General features: G+C 60.2%; 14 protein-coding genes. 7 read left to right on the top strand and 7 right to left on the bottom strand.

From position 1 onward, the window contains the following. The first annotated feature begins 93 nt into the window (after positions 1–93). The 3 genes from ABH944_RS41535 to ABH944_RS41525 all read left to right on the top strand — a co-directional run bounded on the left by ABH944_RS41535 (position 94) and on the right by ABH944_RS41525 (position 5,243). Positions 94–1,335, top strand: coding sequence for an ABC transporter substrate-binding protein (locus ABH944_RS41535; RefSeq protein ID WP_404614780.1), 1,242 nt, complete (start codon positions 94–96; stop codon positions 1,333–1,335). Then, positions 1,332–4,334, top strand: a complete 3,003-nt coding sequence (locus ABH944_RS41530) for a bifunctional diguanylate cyclase/phosphodiesterase (protein WP_404614754.1) — start codon at positions 1,332–1,334, stop codon at positions 4,332–4,334. The genes ABH944_RS41535 and ABH944_RS41530 overlap by 4 nt, the downstream gene beginning before the upstream one ends. Before the next feature lie 105 nt (positions 4,335–4,439). Further along, positions 4,440–5,243, top strand: a complete 804-nt coding sequence (locus ABH944_RS41525) for a hypothetical protein (RefSeq protein ID WP_404614756.1) — start codon at positions 4,440–4,442, stop codon at positions 5,241–5,243. A 91-nt stretch (positions 5,244–5,334) separates the two neighbouring features. On the opposite strand, the gene ABH944_RS41520 is transcribed toward ABH944_RS41525, so the two are convergent. Genes ABH944_RS41520 through ABH944_RS41510 form a run of 3 tightly spaced genes read right to left on the bottom strand, consistent with a single transcriptional unit; the run spans position 5,335 to position 9,113 of the window. Then, positions 5,335–6,399 carry a serine hydrolase domain-containing protein gene (locus ABH944_RS41520; RefSeq protein ID WP_404614758.1) on the bottom strand — a complete coding sequence of 355 codons (1,065 nt, stop codon included), beginning with the start codon at positions 6,397–6,399 and terminating at the stop codon, positions 5,335–5,337. 24 nt (positions 6,400–6,423) lie between these two features. Beyond that, a complete protein-coding gene (locus ABH944_RS41515; protein WP_404614760.1) occupies positions 6,424–7,710 on the bottom strand; it encodes an MFS transporter in 1,287 nt (428 codons plus the stop codon). Further along, positions 7,710–9,113 (bottom strand): M20 family metallopeptidase, encoded by a 1,404-nt coding sequence (locus tag ABH944_RS41510; protein ID WP_404614762.1) that lies wholly within the window; start codon positions 9,111–9,113, stop codon positions 7,710–7,712. The genes ABH944_RS41515 and ABH944_RS41510 overlap by 1 nt, the downstream gene beginning before the upstream one ends. 150 nt (positions 9,114–9,263) lie before the next feature. Here ABH944_RS41510 and ABH944_RS41505 point away from each other — a divergent pair, with 150 nt between their 5' ends. Then, positions 9,264–10,169 (top strand): LysR family transcriptional regulator, encoded by a 906-nt coding sequence (locus ABH944_RS41505; RefSeq protein WP_404614764.1) that lies wholly within the window; start codon positions 9,264–9,266, stop codon positions 10,167–10,169. A gap of 23 nt (positions 10,170–10,192) precedes the next feature. On the opposite strand, the gene ABH944_RS41500 is transcribed toward ABH944_RS41505, so the two are convergent. Genes ABH944_RS41500 through glnT form a run of 4 tightly spaced genes read right to left on the bottom strand, consistent with a single transcriptional unit; the run spans position 10,193 to position 14,575 of the window. Further along, positions 10,193–11,551: an FMN-binding glutamate synthase family protein gene (locus tag ABH944_RS41500; RefSeq protein ID WP_404614766.1), complete on the bottom strand. Its 1,359-nt coding sequence runs from the start codon at positions 11,549–11,551 to the stop codon at positions 10,193–10,195. Between the two features lie 26 nt (positions 11,552–11,577). Beyond that, on the bottom strand, positions 11,578–12,267 hold the full coding sequence (locus ABH944_RS41495; protein WP_404614767.1) for a GltB/FmdC/FwdC-like GXGXG domain-containing protein: 690 nt from the start codon (positions 12,265–12,267) through the stop codon (positions 11,578–11,580). Continuing rightward, a complete protein-coding gene (locus ABH944_RS41490; RefSeq protein WP_404614769.1) occupies positions 12,255–13,163 on the bottom strand; it encodes a class II glutamine amidotransferase domain-containing protein in 909 nt (302 codons plus the stop codon). Before ABH944_RS41490 ends, ABH944_RS41495 begins: the two co-directional genes overlap by 13 nt. 11 nt (positions 13,164–13,174) lie before the next feature. Beyond that, a complete protein-coding gene (gene glnT / locus ABH944_RS41485) occupies positions 13,175–14,575 on the bottom strand; it encodes a type III glutamate--ammonia ligase (protein WP_404614771.1) in 1,401 nt (466 codons plus the stop codon). A 222-nt stretch (positions 14,576–14,797) separates the two neighbouring features. Between glnT and ABH944_RS41480 the strand changes: the two genes are divergently transcribed. The 3 genes from ABH944_RS41480 to ABH944_RS41470 all read left to right on the top strand — a co-directional run bounded on the left by ABH944_RS41480 (position 14,798) and on the right by ABH944_RS41470 (position 17,455). Next, a complete protein-coding gene (locus ABH944_RS41480; protein ID WP_404614773.1) occupies positions 14,798–15,400 on the top strand; it encodes a helix-turn-helix domain-containing protein in 603 nt (200 codons plus the stop codon). A gap of 356 nt (positions 15,401–15,756) precedes the next feature. Beyond that, on the top strand, positions 15,757–16,149 hold the full coding sequence (locus ABH944_RS41475; protein WP_404614775.1) for a RidA family protein: 393 nt from the start codon (positions 15,757–15,759) through the stop codon (positions 16,147–16,149). A 118-nt stretch (positions 16,150–16,267) separates the two neighbouring features. Continuing rightward, positions 16,268–17,455 (top strand): NAD(P)/FAD-dependent oxidoreductase, encoded by a 1,188-nt coding sequence (locus ABH944_RS41470; protein WP_404614777.1) that lies wholly within the window; start codon positions 16,268–16,270, stop codon positions 17,453–17,455. Positions 17,456–17,682 lie beyond the last annotated feature (227 nt).

The following is a 17,682-nucleotide window of genomic DNA, read 5'->3' as shown; positions in this document are numbered from 1 at the left end:
CGGGCCGATTTATCCCGAAACCATAAAGTGGCCCCTCAAGTGCGACGAATTGAGTTTGCCCTCCTGCTGTCTGGTCTGGTCACCCTCATTCTCATGTCGTTGTCCGGTTGTCACCAGCAAGCCCCCTCTTCTGCCAGTGCAACCGCGCCGGCCAGGACTACCATTACCGCGTTGATATGGGCGCCGGACTGGCCGGAGCAGATGCTCCAGATTGCCGCTGAATTCACCAGGCTCAATCCGGACATCAGCGTGAATGTGCAGTTCATGATCGGCAATTCGGTCGAAGAAAATATCAAGCCCCGGATCGCCTCCGGCAACTTGCCTGATCTGCTAAGTGTCAACCCTAATGCCTACGCGGCTGAACTGGCCGATCAACACATCCTGGCAGACGTCAGCGGGACAGCGGCATGGAACAACATGCTCGACCCTCTCAAGGGGGACTGGACCAGTCGTCAATCCAGGAATTTTGGAATATCCGGCGGCGTGGCTACAACGCTGATCTACTACAACCAGGCCATGTTCGCGAAGGCAGGTATCAAGCAACTGCCAACCAATTTCCACGAGTTCCTGATGGTTTGCGAGCAGCTCAAACGCGCGGGCTTTACACCCATCATGTGGAACGGCGGTTTCCCGAACATGCTCGGCAACGGCCCCTTCAGTTCTGGCTTTGCCAACAACGTGGTGACACGCGAGCCGGACTGGAAGCGGAAAATGGGCGACGGCACGCTGGATCTGAACACGCCTCAGGTCGCCGATATCTTTGCCAAGATCCTGCTGTTGCCGGAGCGTGGTTACGTTCAGGACGAGTTCATGGCGACGGATTACGATGAGGGCATACGGCTGTTCAAGGAAGGCAAGGTCGCGATGGCGTTTCACGGCAGTTGGGCCGCCGGCCTGCTGCTGCACGGCAATCCTTTCGACGTCGGTGTGTTTATTCCGCCCTGGAATGCACCCGGCGAGCGGGTGGTGCCTGTCATTGGCAGTGAAACCGGGTTTGCGGTGTGCGAGACTCCCAACAAGGCCGCAGCCATGCGTTTTCTCGAATTCATCGCCGGGAAGGGGTTCTCGATCCTGCAAAGGAAACGCCAGAACATCCCCCCATTCAAGCAAGCCCCGGGAGCGATTGTGAGCGACCAGAAGATTGTTGACTACACGAACCGGGTCAGTCGCTTTCCGGTGACCTCCAGCCCGTACTATTCGGTTCTCCCCTCCAACTCGATCGAGCGGGTGCATCGGTTGATGCAGGATGTGCTGTTCAAGAAGATCACGCCCAGGCAGGCAGCCAGACTCCTGGACGAGTCCGTCAAGAACGAAGCGAAGATGCATTACAAATGAGCTCACTCATTGGCGCGCTGCTAAACAGGCTGAGAGGTACGTTCGCCTACCTCTCGCTGGATCTGCTGCGCCGGATAGAAATTCGTTACCGGCTGATCACCGCGTTCATCCTGCTTTCCCTGATACCCATACTTATTTCGGGTTACATATCATATGTAGAATCGACCGAAGCGATCAGGGACAAGGCGGAGATATTCTCGAAGGAAGTGGTCAAGCAGGTGTCCAAGAACATCTCGTTGCTCATGGAGCAGATCGAGACGGAAAGCAGCGTGGTTGTGCTCTCCGATCAAGTTCAGGGCGCCCTGACACGGGTTGCGCACGGCAGCGCAAAAGAGCAGAGCGAAGCGCATCAGGATATGACCCGCTTGCTTCTGGAGCACTACGGATCGGTTGATTTCATCAACCAGAAATACCTGCTCGACAAGAACAACCGGATCATGGACACCCAGGCGTTCGCGCAACTGACCCGGGGTGTGATGCGCCTGGTCGAGCTGGCCCCCGCTCAGAATGGCCGCCCTTACTGGGGCAGTTACGACAATGGCGTTGGCCAGCAAAACCTCGGCATGGTGCGTGCCATCATAGGCAAGAGCAACAACCGGCGCATCGGCACGCTGGTCCTGGTGATTCGCCCCGAACATTTCTCGACTATTTTCAATGACGTCGCCTTGGGAAGCGGAACCCAAATCTGCGTTATCGATGCCAGCAATAACAAGCTGATCGTCCGTGCCGACGGCACCTCGACGAACCCCGACGGGGCAGTCGAACCCGGCCTGATTGCAAAGATCGCAAGCAACGCGCCACACGAGCCGGGTGGTTTCGTCGACTTCGAGGGCAAGCGCGGGGAGCGTTACCTGGCCGCCTACAGCAGCATTCCCGGCACGACATGGTTTGTGGTCAGCACGGTTCCGGAAAAGAAGCTGATGGCGGAAGCCCAGTCCGTGCGCAACCAGATCGTACTGGTCGGCATCTCGGGGTTCCTGCTCTCGATCTTCCTGGCGTACTTCATTTCCCACAGCATATCGGCGCCGCTTAAGGAACTCGTGCGAAAGATGCACGATACAGGTAACGATGCGGGAGCCGAGGCGGAGGTGCTTGCAGAAACGCACGGCGATGCCGGCGGTAAGGATGAACTGGGCAGGCTGGCGCAGCGTTTTGAAAGAATGAGTGCGGCGATCAGGCAGAAGATCCAGAAGATCAACGAGATCAATGCGTCCCTCGAGCAGACCGTCGTCAATCGAACGGCAGAACTCGTCACGAGGGAACAGGAGTCGCGAACGTTGATCGAGAACTCGCCGGACACGATTACCCGCTACGGCCGCGATCTCCGCCGCATTTACGCCAATCCCGCCTTCTGTGCCTCGGTGGGGCGCAGCCTCGGCGAATCACTCGGCAAGCGGCCCTCGGAGATCCCCGGCGGTGCCAATGCCCTCATCTACGAGAAGAAGATAAGCGAAGCCATCTCAAGCGGAAAAAGCGGGCAATTCGAGTTGAGATGGGCCAGCAAGGATGGACAGGAACAATGCGCCCATATCCGCCTGACACCGGAGATTGACCGGTCGGGCAAGGTGAACTCGGTGCTGGCTATCGGTCGTGACCTGTCGGACCGGATGGCGTTCGAGGCGACCATCTGGAGACAGGCCAATTTCGATGCGCTGACCCAGCTTCCGAACCGTCAATTGTTTCATGACCGTCTCGACCATGAAGCCAGGATGTCACATGGCTCCGGACGATCCATGGCGTTGATGCTGATCGACCTGGATCGTTTCAAGGAGGTCAATGACTCACTGGGCCACGACACAGGGGACATCCTGCTGATCGAGGCTGCCCGCCGCATCACTTCATGCGTGCGCGAATCCGACACCGTCGCTCGTCTTGGCGGTGACGAGTTCACCGTCATCCTGTCCAATCTGGACGACACCGAAAGTATTGAGCGAATCGCGAAGACCATCATCACGACGCTGGCCGAACCCTTCAAGCTCGGCCCGGACGAGGCATTCATTTCCGCCAGCGCCGGCGTCACGCTTTACCCCAACGACGCAAGCGAACTCGATGTTCTTTTCAAGAACGCTGACCAGGCCATGTATGCCGCCAAAAACGCCGGGCGCAACCGTTTCAGCTACTTCACGCCCGACTTGCAAGTGGCGGCGGAAAATCGCCGGCGTCTCATGAACGATCTGCGTGCCGCCCTGCATGGCGACCAGTTCGAGGTCTATTACCAGCCCATCGCTCACCTGGCGACCGGCGCCATTTACAAAGCCGAGGCACTGATCCGCTGGCAGCACCCCGAACGCGGCACGATCAGCCCGGTGGAGTTCATTCCATTGGCCGAAGACACCGGGCTGATTGTTCCAATCAGCGACTGGGTGTTCAAGCAGGCCGTGCATCAGGTCCGTGAATGGCGCAACCGGTTCCATCCGTCTTTCCAGATCAGCGTCAACATGTCTCCCGTGCAGATTCGTCAGGACAGCATGGTTTGCACCCAATGGTCCGACTATCTCATCCGGGAAGGCTTGCCCGGGGAGAGTGTTGCGGTTGAAATAACCGAGGGCTTGCTGCTGGATGCCGGATTGAACGAGAAACTCCTGACCTTCCGCGATGCCGGGATCCGGATCTCGATCGACGACTTCGGGACGGGTTACTCGTCCCTCGCCTATCTCAAGCGCTTCGACATCGACTACCTCAAGATCGATCGCTCATTCGTCCAGAACCTCTCCTTCGACCCGGACAACCAGGCGCTTTGCGAAGCCATGGTCGTGCTCGCACACAAACTGGGATTACAGGTCATTGCGGAAGGGGTCGAGACGATCGAGCAACGCGATTTCCTCATCTCCGTAGGCTGTGATTTTGCCCAGGGTTTCTTGTATTCCGAACCGGTTGCGCCTGATCAATTCGAGGCGCTGGTATGGCCGAATGCTGAGGAGGGTGCGGCGGGCCGTTCCTGCGTTGTCCCTCAGCGCGAAGAGCCATGCACCGAACATGCGGGCGGACTTTCGGCATAAGTCCGTTATGCACTCATGTTGGTTGGCGGGCAAGCACTCCGGCCACCCGGCTTCCCGGTGGACAATCGGCGGCTTGGAACTATACTGGCCTCCCTGGAGGTTTCAATGGCTGAACAAGACAAACTGCATCCACTCCGCCCGTTCCTTAAGAACTGGGTTTGGGAACATGGTCGAATTGGGACTCGCTATCTGGACTGCACCGATGGCGAAATCAAGTTCGATGAAGGCAAGAAATCGCATTTCGCGGCCGAGCCCTATATCTACGTGCCCCTCGATAAGGACGCGGCCACCGATGCGCCCGCGGAGAGCCTCGCGATCCTTGACGCTGGACTTGCGCGGTTCTTGCGGGCTGCACAGTTAGGCACGCCGGAAGATGCAGGCTCGGTAGCGGAGGTCCAGCGCGCCGTGCAGGACTGCGTGGAACTCGGCCTCTACAGCGCGTATCAACTGGAGGCTCGCGAGGCAACGGCCCGCTACGCGGAAGAGGCCATGTTCGACGACGAAATCCGCGCGGCGGTGGTCGAGGATATCCGGCGCATTTATGTCGGCATGCGTGAACAACTGGCGCTATACGATTTCAGCGTGCTGTACGGATTGCCCACGCCGCTGTTGATCAGCGAGACGCCCTTCATCGACTGGCGCACACGTACCAACCCGGGACTTCCCTACGTCTCTCTTCCGCTGGGACCTTATTGCCTGCTGGTAGGCGCACCGTCGGGCAGGAAAAGCAAGATAGGCCCGGTAGTCTGGAAAGCTGCCAGCGCCATGGGTCCGTTGAAGGATCACAACCGCCTGATCGTGCAGCACGCACGTCTGTGGCTGGTGGCGACTACCGATGACCAGCTTGTCGCCGTACAAAGCCGCTTTGCTCCACCCAAGGATCCAGCAGCAGAGGACGCGAAGCCTTGATGTAAGCCGAGCTCTGTAAGCCGAACTGCAAGCGAAGCGCGACGGAGATCTTCCCGATCGTTCGTTGCCCTTCGCCATGATCGCCAGCAGCTCAACGCCCCACGACCTCATCCACGCCTTTCAACACCAGTCCGAAAAACTCGTCGGCGTGAGCGGAGTTCAGCCAGCGGACCACCACCGCCATCTTTCGCTCAGGTTCGATCCAGGTGAACGAACTGCCCGCGCCAATTGCAAAATAGCTCGACGCCGGCAGGCTCGGAAACACACGGCGCTCATGATTGAGCCACACGAGATAACCGTAGTACGGCGCAAGCGCGCAAGGCGCTCGCATGCGCGCGAGCCATTCACGCGAGATGATCCGGCGCCCGTTCACCAGCCCGTCATCGATAAAAAGACGCGCGACCTTGAGTTGATCGTTCGCGCTGATCGACAGCCCGCCACCCCAGTGTGTCCCGCCTGGCACCGATTGCATGCGCTGCCCGTTGAGTTCGATCCAGGCATGGTCATAGCCCACCCATTGCCAGTCTTCACTGGCGCCAAGCGGCTCCATGATCGCCTCGCGAAACACCTCCGGCAACGGCCGGCCGAACAGATGCAGCAACGCCAGCGAGAACTGGTTGATGCGCACGTCATTGTATTCCCAGTACGTGCCGGGTGCCTGCACTTGCCGCAGGTCGCCCTTCTTGCCGTCGGGCGCGCGGCCGAAGGTCACTGCACGAAAATGGTCCGCCTGATCTGACAATCCGAAGCACTCGCCTCGCCATTCGCTCGTCTGCTGAAGCAGATGTGCCCAGGTGATGCGGGCGTTGTGCTTATCATCGAAGCCAATACCCGGCACGCGTATATGCACCGGCTCGCTTACGTCCGGCAGCAAGCCGCGGTCGAACGCCACGCCCGCCAGCAAGGCAAGGTAGGTCTTGGCGATGCTGAACGTCAGGTCGACCCGATCCGGTTCTCCCCAGGTCGTGAGCACCTTGCCATCGACGGAAATCGCGCCGGAAACGGGACCGCGATCGTGCACCGGGCCGAGCAGCCGGTTCCACGGCGGCGGGTCGTTAACATGCACGCCCCAGGCGCCGTCGACATTGCGGTCCCACAGCGATTCATGATCTATCGCGAACTGTATGGCTTGCTGCAAATCCTTCATATCGGTCATGTCCAGAAAATTTCGTCCAACGGTTCAATGCACTTTCAAGCGCGTTCGCGCCCACAGCAGCGTGAAGAGACTGATGATGGCCGCGAGCATCAGATAGAGGCCGGGCGCCAGGTTATTGCCGGTGACCGCAATCAGCGAAGCCACCGCAAGCGGCGTGAATCCGCCGAAGACCGTCGTGCCCACGTTGTAGCCGACCGCCATGCCGGTAGTGCGTGTGCGAACCGGAAACAGGTCCGACATCAACGCGGGAATGGGCGCGAAATAGACGGCCTTGAGTACCGCGACCCAGATGACCGCGGCGAGAAGCGTGAGCAGCGACGGATGAGCATTCATGAACATGAACGCCGGATATATGGTCACGAAAAAGAGCGACCCTGCGCCAAGCATGATGCGGGTGCGGCCCACTTTATCGGACCAGTGGCCGACCATCGGTGTCAGCACCATGACGATAAAACCCGCTGCCAGCGTCGCGATAAATCCATAGGAAGGCGCAAGGCCAAGCTGCCTGCTTGCGTATGTCGGCATGTAGAGCAGCATGTAGTTCGCCGTGGTCGTCAGCACGAGCGAACCGATACACACCAGCATCCGTTCCTTCTGCGTAGTCATCACTTCGCGAATGGGCGAAGCGGAGCGCTCCGTGCGTTCGAACTCCGGGGTTTCATCGACGTGGCGGCGGATATACCAACCCACCGGACCGATCAGGATGCCGAACAAAAACGGTATGCGCCAGCCCCAGCCTTCAAGTTGCGCCGGTGTAAGCGTGCTGGTCAGCACCGCGCCAAACGCCGACGCAACCAGCACGCTGGCGCCCTGGCTCGCGAACTGCCAGCTCGCCATGAAACCGCTGCGCGCGGGCGCATGCTCGGTGAGGAAAGCCGTGGAACTGCCGAACTCGCCGCCCGCCGAAAATCCCTGCAACAGCCGCGACGCGAAGATGCCGATGGGCGCGAGCAAACCAATGGTCGCGTAGCCGGGCATCAGCGCGACCATGCCGGTCCCAAGCGTCATCATGGCTATGGAAAGCGTTAGTGACGCCTTGCGGCCCTTGCGGTCGCTGTACGACCCCAGCACGAACGCGCCCACCGGCCGCGCGAGATACGAGAGCGCAAAGGTGCCGAGCGTCAGCAGCAGCGACACGGTTTTATCGGTGGTCGGAAAGAACAGTTTCGATAACGTCGATGCAAAGTAGCCATAGACCACGAGATCGTAGAACTCGAGCGCGTTACCTATGGATGTCGCGACAATCAGCTTGTAGATGCTGGCATGTCGTCGTGTTGCGGGCAAACCGGTGGCGGCGGAGTCGGTGCTCATCAGGCGCTCCTCCGCACGAAGGCGGGATGGTCAGATTCGCCCAGGTCCCAGAACAACCCGGCCATGATGCACAGCCCCTCGCGCACGACACTTCCAAGCAAATGCTCATTGGGTGCGTGCTGCGAGCAGCCGGGATACGAATGCGGCACCCATAGCGTGGGCATGCCGAGGATGTCCGAAAAGACATCATTGGGCAGCGTGCCTCCCAGGTTCGGCAGGAGCACGGGCGCCCGGCCGGTGGTCTGCTTGAGCGAGCGCACGGCCCATTGCACCCAGGCGTTGTCGGGGTCCACGCGCGTGGCGGGCGTACCCCGGTCGACCTCGACGCTGACCCTTTCGAAACCTCGTTGATCCAGATGGCGACGCACGATCTGCTCGAGGTTTTTCCAGTCCGTTCCGACCACGAAGCGGATCTGCATGTACGCGAATGCGTGCGGCGGAATTGCATTGACCGGCTTCTCGGGATTGCCGGTCCGGAACGCCAGCACCTCCATGTTGTTCCAGCCGAATACGCGTTCAGCCGGCGTGAGGCCGGGTTCGCCATAACCTGTGTCGACTTCCGGTTCGCCCGGATTGCCGCCAACGGTAATGCCGTCCAGCGCGCGCCGCACCGCTTGCGGCACTTCGGGCGGCCTGAGACCTTCAACCAGGATGCGCCCATTGGCATCGACCATCGACGCAATCGCGCTCGCCAGCACTATGGCCGGATTGCGCAACAAACCGCCCCAGTTGCCCGAATGATGGCCGCCTTCACGCAGGCTTACATCGAGCTTGAAATTCACCACGCCTCGGGAACCGAGAAAGATCGTGGGGTGCGCGGCGCCCAGGCGCGGGCCATCGGAGGCAATCAGTACGTCAGCGCTCAACTCGTCGCGAAGCATCTCGCACACCGCATGCAGGCCGGGCGAGCCCACCTCCTCGCCGGTTTCCACCAGCAGCTTCAGGTTGAAGCCGAGCCGTCCGCCCCGCGCGTCGAGCACGGCCTTGAGCGCAGCCAGGTTGATGCTGTGCTGGCCCTTGTTGTCCGCCGTGCCACGTCCGTACCAGTGATCGCCGGCAACGGTAACTTGCCATGGCGACATGCCATCGCGCCACTGTGCGTCATAGCCCCGTACGACGTCGCCATGCCCGTAGGTCAGGATTGTCGGCACGTCATCGCTTTCGTGACGATGAGCAACCAGGAACGGCCCCGAACCCTTCGCGGGATTGTCGACGAGCCTGAACGTGAAACCGAGTTCGGCCAGAAGAGGCGCGATCTCCTCGCTGAGATACGCGCTCAGCAAGGGGCCGCTTTCAGGCTCCTGGCTTTCCGTGCGCATCGCCACGCGGCGACGCAGGTCTTCGAGAAAAATGCCGGAATCGTACAGATCGGCCGCAGCTTGAATAGCAGACTCGCGTGTCACTTCTGGTCTCCGATTTAGCAGGCTAAAGGCGTGCATCTTCTGGTTCGGGAAATCGATGACGCGATCTTGATACCGCCGATATTTATGGACAATGACAATATTTGGCAGATTCCGTTGCCGAAACGGCAAAGCTCCTACAAGGCATGCGTCATGCAAACCACCGCGCTGCGTTATTTTCTGGAAGTCGCACGAAGCGGCTCGCTGAGCAAAGCGTCCGAGCGGCTGTTCGTCGCCGTGTCGGCGCTGAGCCGGCAGATTGCAAAGCTGGAGGACGAGATGGGCGTGCCGCTGTTCGAGCGGCGGCCGCGAGGCATGGTGCTGAGCGAGGCGGGACGCCTGCTGGCCGCGCATGCGCACCGCAGCCTGATGGAGCAGGATCGGGTGACCGAAGAGATTCGCGGCTTGACGACGGACCGTCGCGCGACGATCCGCGTGTCGAGTTCCGAAGGCGTTGCGCGGGACTTCCTGCCGCAGGTTTTCGCGCACTTCCTGAAGACCTGGCCGGCGGCGCATTTTCAACTCGATGTGGACACGCCGACCGAAGCCACGCAGCGGGTGCGTGACGGCACCGCGGATATTGCCGTGTGCTTCAGCGTTGCGCCGGAAAAGGACGTCAGCGTGCACTACGCGCATAGGGCGCCCATCTTCGCGCTGGTCGGTCAAGACCATCCGCTGGCGCAGCAGTCATCTGTCTCGCTCGCCGATTTGAAACCCTGGCCGCTGGCAATATTCGACGAAGGTGTGACCGTCAGGCAATTATTCGATATTGCCTGCAGCCTTGAAGGCCTGAGCTTCGAGCCCGTGTTCGTGAGCAATTACGGCAGCGCCCTCCAGAGCTTCGTGCAGCAAACGAACGCGGTCACGCTGGTCGGCTACCTGACCGTGCGCAGCCGCCTCAAGCCGGACAATCTGGCGATCGTGCCCATCAGCAACCCTGAATTGCATCAGCGGACACTCCAGGTTCAGACCATGGCCGGGCGTACGCTGCCCAAGGCCGTGGCCGCGCTTCTTGAACTGCTGATCACGGCGATTCAGGATCCAACGTGCCTCGACTGAGGTTGCTACTCAGGCGTTGTTACTCAGGTCAAACCCGGGATCCATGAAGTACCCGCCAGCGGCACCCGCGCCATGGCAGCCGCTTCGACCGTCAACGCGACCAGATCCTCAGGCTCCAGATGATGGACATTCTGCTTGCCGCAGGCCCGTGCGATGGTCGTCAGTTCCATGTTCAGCGTCTTCAGGTAATTGCGTACCCGGCGCGAGCCTTCTTCCGGCTGCACGCGCTGTTCCAGCAACGTGTCTTGCGTGGTGACACCCACCGGGCATTTGCCGGTATGGCAGTGATGGCAAAAACCCGCCGACGTGCCCAGTGCCGCATAGTCAGCCGCCGCAGAATGCAGGCCACCGTTCTGGAAATAGGTATCGCTGTTGCAGCCGAGCGCCATCAGCATGCCTTGCCCGATCGCCACGGCATCCGCGCCCATCGCCAGCGCCTTTGCAATATCCGCACCCGTGCGAATCCCGCCCGACACGATCAACTGCACCTGCCCTTTCATGTTCAGGTCCTCGAGCGCGTCCACCGCCTGACGGACAGCCGCCAGCGTCGGAATGCCGACGTTCTCGATAAAACACGTCTGGGTCGCGGCGGTGCCGCCTTGCATCCCGTCGATCACGACCACGTCGGCGCCTGCATGGACGGCAAGTTTCACGTCATTAAAGGTGCGCGTTGCGCCGACCTTCACATAGATCGGCTTTTCCCAATCCGTGATCTCGCGCAGCTCCTGGATCTTGATCGCGAGATCATCGGGACCCGTCCAGTCGGGATGACGGCTCGCCGAACGCTGGTCGATGCCGGCGGGCAGCGTACGCATGGCGGCCACACGCGGGTTGACCTTCTGCCCAAGCAACATGCCGCCACCGCCCGGTTTCGCGCCCTGCCCGATCACCACTTCAATTGCGTCGGCGCGGCGCACGTCGTCGGGATTCCAGCCATAGCGTGACGGCAGGCATTGGTACACCAGCGTCTTGGACGAGCGGCGCTCTTCCTGGGTCATGCCGCCATCGCCGGTCGTGGTGGACGTGCCCATTGCGGTCGCGGCCTGCCCCAACGCTTCTTTCACGTTAGCCGAGAGCGCGCCGAAACTCATCCCTGCAATCGTGATCGGGATATCCAGCACGATGGGCTTCTTTGCAAAGCGCGTACCGAGCACGGTCTTTGTTGCGCATTTCTCGCGATAACCCTCAAGCGGATAACGCGACAGCGACGCGCCGAGAAACAGCAGGTCGTCGAAATGGGGCACCTTGCGCTTCGCGCCGAGGCCGCGGATTTCGTACAGTCCGCGCTGTGCCGCGCCGTGGATATAGTCAATCGTGCTGCGGTCATAACCTGCTGACTCTTCTTGCTGCAGCCGTGCGAAGTGAATCGGTTTGGCTTCCATTGTGACCTTCTTAGGATAACGGAATATCAATAATTCTGGTTCGCGTCGGCGTTCCAGTGGTAGAGGCTGCGCGCCGAAGCAATCCGTCTGAACGACATCGGATCGTGATTCAGTCCCGCCGCTTTCAGCAGGTCGCGAACGGCCGAGACATCGGCGTCGGTCATCTCTTCGTATTGGGCGTCGGCGCCTAGCGACTTCACCGAACCGCGCACATACAGCACGGCTTCGTAGAGAGAGTCGCCAAGAGCGTCGCCTGCGTCGCCGCAGATCACCATGCGGCCCGCCTGCGCCATGAAGGCCGAGAAGCTGCCGACCGATCCGCCGACCACAATGTCGCCGCCTTTAAGCGAGATTCCGCAGCGCAGGCCGGCATCGCCGTCGATCACGAGCAGGCCGCCATGCGCCGATGCTCCCGCGCCATTCGACGCGAAACCCTTCACGTGCACCTTGCCGCTCATCATGTTTTCCGCGACGCCCGTGCCCGCACTGCCTTCCACGATAATCGTCGCGTATTTGTTCATGCCGCCCGCGTAATAGCCGGCGTGCCCGTCGATCAGCACCTGCACCGGTGCATCCACGCCGACCGCCAGATTGTGGGCGCCGTTCGGCGAAACGACCGTCACGTGGAGACCTTCAAGGGTCTCGGGCGCACCATGAAGAAACTGGTTGACCTCGCGGACCGACGCTTTCTCCAGGTCAAAGATCACGCTTTCCATACGTACATCTCCTCGGGTGCGGGCTCAAAAACTTTGGCATGCTTGATATCGGGCAGGTGCGCCAGAGACCTGAACTCCGATGCGATTGCCACATAGTCGTCAGTCTCGGCCACGACCGCGGGCTTGCACGCAAAGGGGTCGCGAATCAACGCCAGTTCCGTCGACGTGCCCATCAGGAAGGTGTAGAAACCGTCGAGTTCCTCGAAGCCCTTTTGCAGCGCTACCGGCAATTCATCGCCTTCGCGCAACCGCCATTCGAGAAAACGGCAGGCGGCTTCGGTATCGTTGTCGGTATCGAAGTGAATGCCTTGCGGTTCGAGCATGCGGCGCACGCCATAGGGGTTCGACAGCGAGCCGTTATGCACCAGGCAAAAATCCTCGCCGGCCGTGAACGGATGCGCCCGGTCAGGCGTGACCGCCGACTCGGTGGCCATGCGCGTATGGCCCACGAGATGCGAGCCCTTCAGGTTCGCGAAGTCGTAGCGCGCGGCAACTTGCGCCGGCGTGCCGATGTCCTTGTACAGATCGATGGAACGTCCCGTAGAAAGCAGGTACACCTTCGGAAATGCGGCGCGCAGCCAGGTCTTCACCGCTTCCGGGTCACCCTGCAAGGTCAGGATCGCGTGATTGCCTTGTGCCTCCACCCGCGCGCCCACATTCATGGCGCCGTTCAATGCGGCGGTCAGCCCGCTCCAGTCGAAGCGGTCGCCTTCAGGAGTGAATCCCGAATACAGGCTGAGTTTTCGCCTGGCGGCGTCCAGCGGCTCACCGAACACCGCGAGGCCGGCCGAGTCCGGGCCACGCTCGGTCATGCCGATCAGCATTGGCACCATCAGTGCGCCAAGCTGCTCGCGCAGTGCCGGTGTTTTCACCAGCAAACCTACGATTCCGCACATCGTGTTTCTCCTCAGAAAAATTCCAGATAGCTTTTCATTTCCCAATCCGACACATGCCGCATGTATTCGAGCCACTCCATGCGCTTGAGCTTGAGGAATTCATCGGCGACAGGACCCAGCGCATCACAGATCAGGCGGTCGCTCTCGAGTGCGTCCAGCGCATGTTCAAGGTTCTGCGGCAACACGCCGATGCCATGTTCCCGCAGCTTCGCCGGCGACCAGTCGTAGAGGTTTTCATTAGCCGGCGCGCCGGGCGACAACTCGCGGTCCACACCATCCAGACCCGCAGCAATCACGGCGGCCGTCGCCAGATACGGATTGCACGCGCCGTCGGGCAGGCGCAGTTCAATGCGCTCTCCCGGCACGCGCACCATGGTCGAGCGGTTGTTGTCGCCGTAGCTGATATACGCGGGCGCCCAGGTAGCGCCGGTCAGCGAACGGCCGACCACCAGCCGCTTGTATGAGTTCACGGTCGGGTTGCATAGCGCAGTGAGCGCCGGGGCGTGAGCCAGCAGGCCAGCCGTAAATTGATAGGCCAGCTTCGACAGGCCCATGCCCGACGGATCGCTTTTGTCTGAGAAAAGATTGCTCTCGCCATCGCCAATCGACATGTGCATGTGCATGCCATTGCCCGGGCGGTTCGCAAACGGCTTGGGCATGAACGAGCAGATCAGGCCCATCTCGTTCGCGATCTCGGACGCCGCCATCTTGAAGAACACGAAGTGATCGCAGGAGGTCAGGCAATCCGTGTACGTATAGTTGATTTCGAACTGGCCGTTCGCGTCTTCGTGATCGATCTGATAGACGTCGATACCTGCCGCGCGCATGGACTCGGTGAGCTTTTCCAGGAACGCACGGGTACGCGACAAACCCTTGTAGTCGTAGCAGGGTTTGGCGAGCGTATCGCTGGCGTCGCACGGCTCGATCACGCCCGTCACCGACCGCTTGAGCAGCGAGAACTCCGGTTCGAGCCCTGTAAACAAGGTCCATTTTCGATCGGTCAGGCGAGTGATCTGCTTTTTAAGCGTCACGCGTGCATCGTAGGCCCACGGTTCGCCCTTGACATGTCCTTCACAGACAATGCGCGCCGTACCGCGTTGCCACGGCACGGTGGTGAGGGTGGAGAGATCGCCGACCGCCATGAAGTCCGGGCCGTTCGGCTCGATGCCCACGCCCCAGATCGCGAAACCCGCGAACCCGGCGCCCGCGGTCAGAATGCTGTTGAGGTGCGCGACCGGCACCGACTTGGCCTTGGCCACGCCGTGGATATCGACGAACTGCGCCAGCACGTATTTCACGCCTTGCTGCGCGAGCCAACTTTGCGCGTCCTGCGCGGATTCAAAACGCGGGACGGTACCAAGCTCTGTGCCGAACTCCGTGAGCGGCGCGTTGCCGCCATCGTTCAGGTTCATCGTGACTCCCTGCATCGTCTATCGTTGGTTGAAAAAGCCATGCTTCTTTTGCATGGCCCGATTACGACCCACTCGGAAGTCACCCATCGCGGCGATCCACAAGCAAGTTCGCAGTATGTTCATGAATTTATTGATATGCAACAATAATTCATGTCATGAAACTCTTCACACGTATGTACCCCAACTGATCTGCTAACCTGCCGTTTTCTCATGAGGCGTGCAATGCAAACCGAGGACGACCGCAAGAACCCGCTTGAGCATTACCTTGGTGCGACCATCCGCGAACTTCGCCAGCGCCATGGACTGACCATTGCACAGGTTTGCGAACAGGCCGGCATCAGCCGCGGCATGCTGTCGAAGATCGAAAATGCCCAGACTTCGACCGGACTCGACGTGCTCAACCGGATCGCCCAGGCCCTTGGCGTGTCAATGTCCGCTCTATTTCGCAACTACGACGTGCCCGACGGTGGCGCTCAGTTCGTCAAGAAAGGGGCGGGCATGGAGGTGGTCCGCAAGGGCACCAAACGCGGTCATACCTACCACCTGCTTGCCTATGACCAGGGCCCCAAAAAAATCTTCGAACCGTTCCTCATCACGATGGATGACGAAGCGGAAAGATTCCCGGTCTTCGAGCATCCCGGCACCGAATTCATTCACATGCTGAAAGGCGTGATTGAATACCGGCACGGCCAGCAAACCTATGTCCTGCATCCGGGCGACACCCTCACGTTCCAGGGCGATGTCCCGCACGGTCCTGAGAAGCTCATCAAGATGCCCATCCAGTTCCTGTCGATCATCCTGTACCCGCCGGCTGCAGCCGAATGAAGACGCCAAACGCTGTTCGATACAGCAATGCAACGATCGTGCCACGTTTCCCTTTGAGAACTAAAAGTTCATAGCAGGAAACCATCCGGCGATCATGAGGGAAGACATGTCCGGCCGTACGGGAAACGCTGCCGCCTTATGGCGGTGCGCCGTTTGTCTTGCCTGGTGCGTCGACGCACGCTGCCGGGTGGCCCACTTATAAAGTTCATCACAAGCGCTTATGCAAAGCGTGCGGGGAATCGCGAGAGGGGTCCGCGCTCCCGGCAACATTCTCATTTCATCACGAGCTGAAACGTTGGTCGCCAGGTCAGGGGTACTCTGCATTCATCCGAGACCCTCACCGCAGGAGCGTTCCAATGAACAGACAAATCATCCGCGTCGAACCCCTTTCCTCGTATCTGGAAAGATGGAACGCACCCGCCTCCGTCATGACCCGACATGGCGATACCCTGTATGTTTCGGGCCTTCCCCCGTTCGATCCCGACACGGGCGAAGTCGTCAACGCATCGATCGAACGTCAAACCGAACTGGCTCTCGAACAGCTGAAGCTTTGCCTCGAAACAGCGGGGTCGTCGTTGGAGAACGTCTTGAAGTGCAATGTGTATTGCACGTCGGTCGAGAAGTTTGCGGCCATCAACGCGGTCTACGTACGCTACTTCCCCAAGGACCAGCCTGCCCGGATCTTCGTTTGCGTTCCCGCATGGGCGGGAAAATTCGACATAGAAATCGATTGCATCGCAGCCGTTTGAATCACCGCCAAAAAAGTCTGCAGCGATCCGCGCAGTCTGCATAAGTTTGTCTAATACAAAGCGGCTTAGCATTTCGACTCCTTAGAATCCGCTCATCGATCTTCTTTCAGGAAGTGCCATGAGCCATTACGACTTCATCGTGATCGGCGCCGGGGTTATCGGCGCGTCGGTTGCCCATCATCTCGCGGCGCTCGGGGCTAAAAGCGTGCTCGTGGTGGATCGCGGCACGATCGGCGCCGGCACGACCTCGCAGTCGTCGGGACTTTTGCGCACGCACTATTCCGTGCGGCAGAACGTGGAGCTCGCGCGTTCATCGTGGCATGCGTTCAACAACTTCGCCGCTTATGTGGACGACGATGAAGCCTCGTGCGGTCTCGTCAAGTGCGGTTATATGATCTGCGCGCCTGAAGGCGACAAACTCGCGCCGCTGCAAGCTTCGCTCGACGCGCAGCAAAACATGGGTATTGAAGTGCAGCTGCTCTCCAGGACTGAAGCCCGTGAGCGGCTGCCGATCGCGCACTTCGACGACGCCGCCTTGATCGGCTACGAACCCGAGGCGGGTTTCGCCGATGCCTATCTGGTCGCGACCGGCTTCGCGCGCTCGGCTCGCCGGCGCGGTGTGAAGATCATGGAGAACACAACCGTCACCCGACTCGTGCGCGATGGCCGCCGGGTGACCGGCATTGAAACGTCGGCCGGTACCTTCAGTTGCGGGACGCTGATCAGCACGCAGAACATCTGGACCCCAGAACTCGCGGAGTGGATTGGCGTGCCGCTGCCCGTCAAACCGGAACGGCATACGGTGCTCGCGCTGGAGTGCGACGGTGCTCCCTACACATTCAGCATGCCCGCCTTCAAGGATCTCGGCTCGCCGGGCATGCTTTATTTCCGCAGCTACGGTGGCAGTCAGATGCTGGTGTCCGAAGGCGTGGTCGGTGAAACGCTGAATGCCCCTGAAACCGAGCAAGGCGATATCTCGCTCGACTATGTTGGCGAAGTCGGCGCGCAGGTTGCCGAACGCTTTCCCGCCTACGAAATGGCGGGGCTCGCTTCATCGTGGACGGGTGTGTATGACGTCACGCCGGACTGGAATCCCGTGCTTGGAGCGCTCGGAGATATAGAAGGACTGACCGTTGGTTTCGGTTTTTCCGGGCATGGCTTCAAGCTGTCGCCGGGGATCGGAAAAATTCTTGCGCAGCATGCGCTGGGCCAGACCACCGACGTCTCGCTCGCGCCGTACTCGCTCGATCGTTTCGCGAGCGGTGCGTTGCTGGTAGGCAAATACGGTTCTGGTGCGGTGTCCTGATCGTTTCTACGGTGTCCCTGAAAATTCCCGTCTACGTGAAACGGGTCGTCGATACCAACTCCGGGTGCGCGGCTTGTGTCAGTCGCAATGGATCACATAGCCCTTCGATAAAACACCATGGATAACGCAGCACTCATCGAGCAGTACGGTCCCCGTGAATCCATGGAGTACGACGTCGTGATCGTGGGCGGCGGTCCTGCGGGGTTATCAGCGGCTATCCGGCTGAA

Origin of the sequence: Caballeronia udeis (assembly GCF_044909315.1) — a bacterium.
GTDB lineage: Bacteria > Pseudomonadota > Gammaproteobacteria > Burkholderiales > Burkholderiaceae > Caballeronia > Caballeronia udeis_A.
The sequence above is the reverse complement of the archived record's forward strand: the minus strand, read 5'-3'. Positions and strand labels throughout refer to the sequence as shown.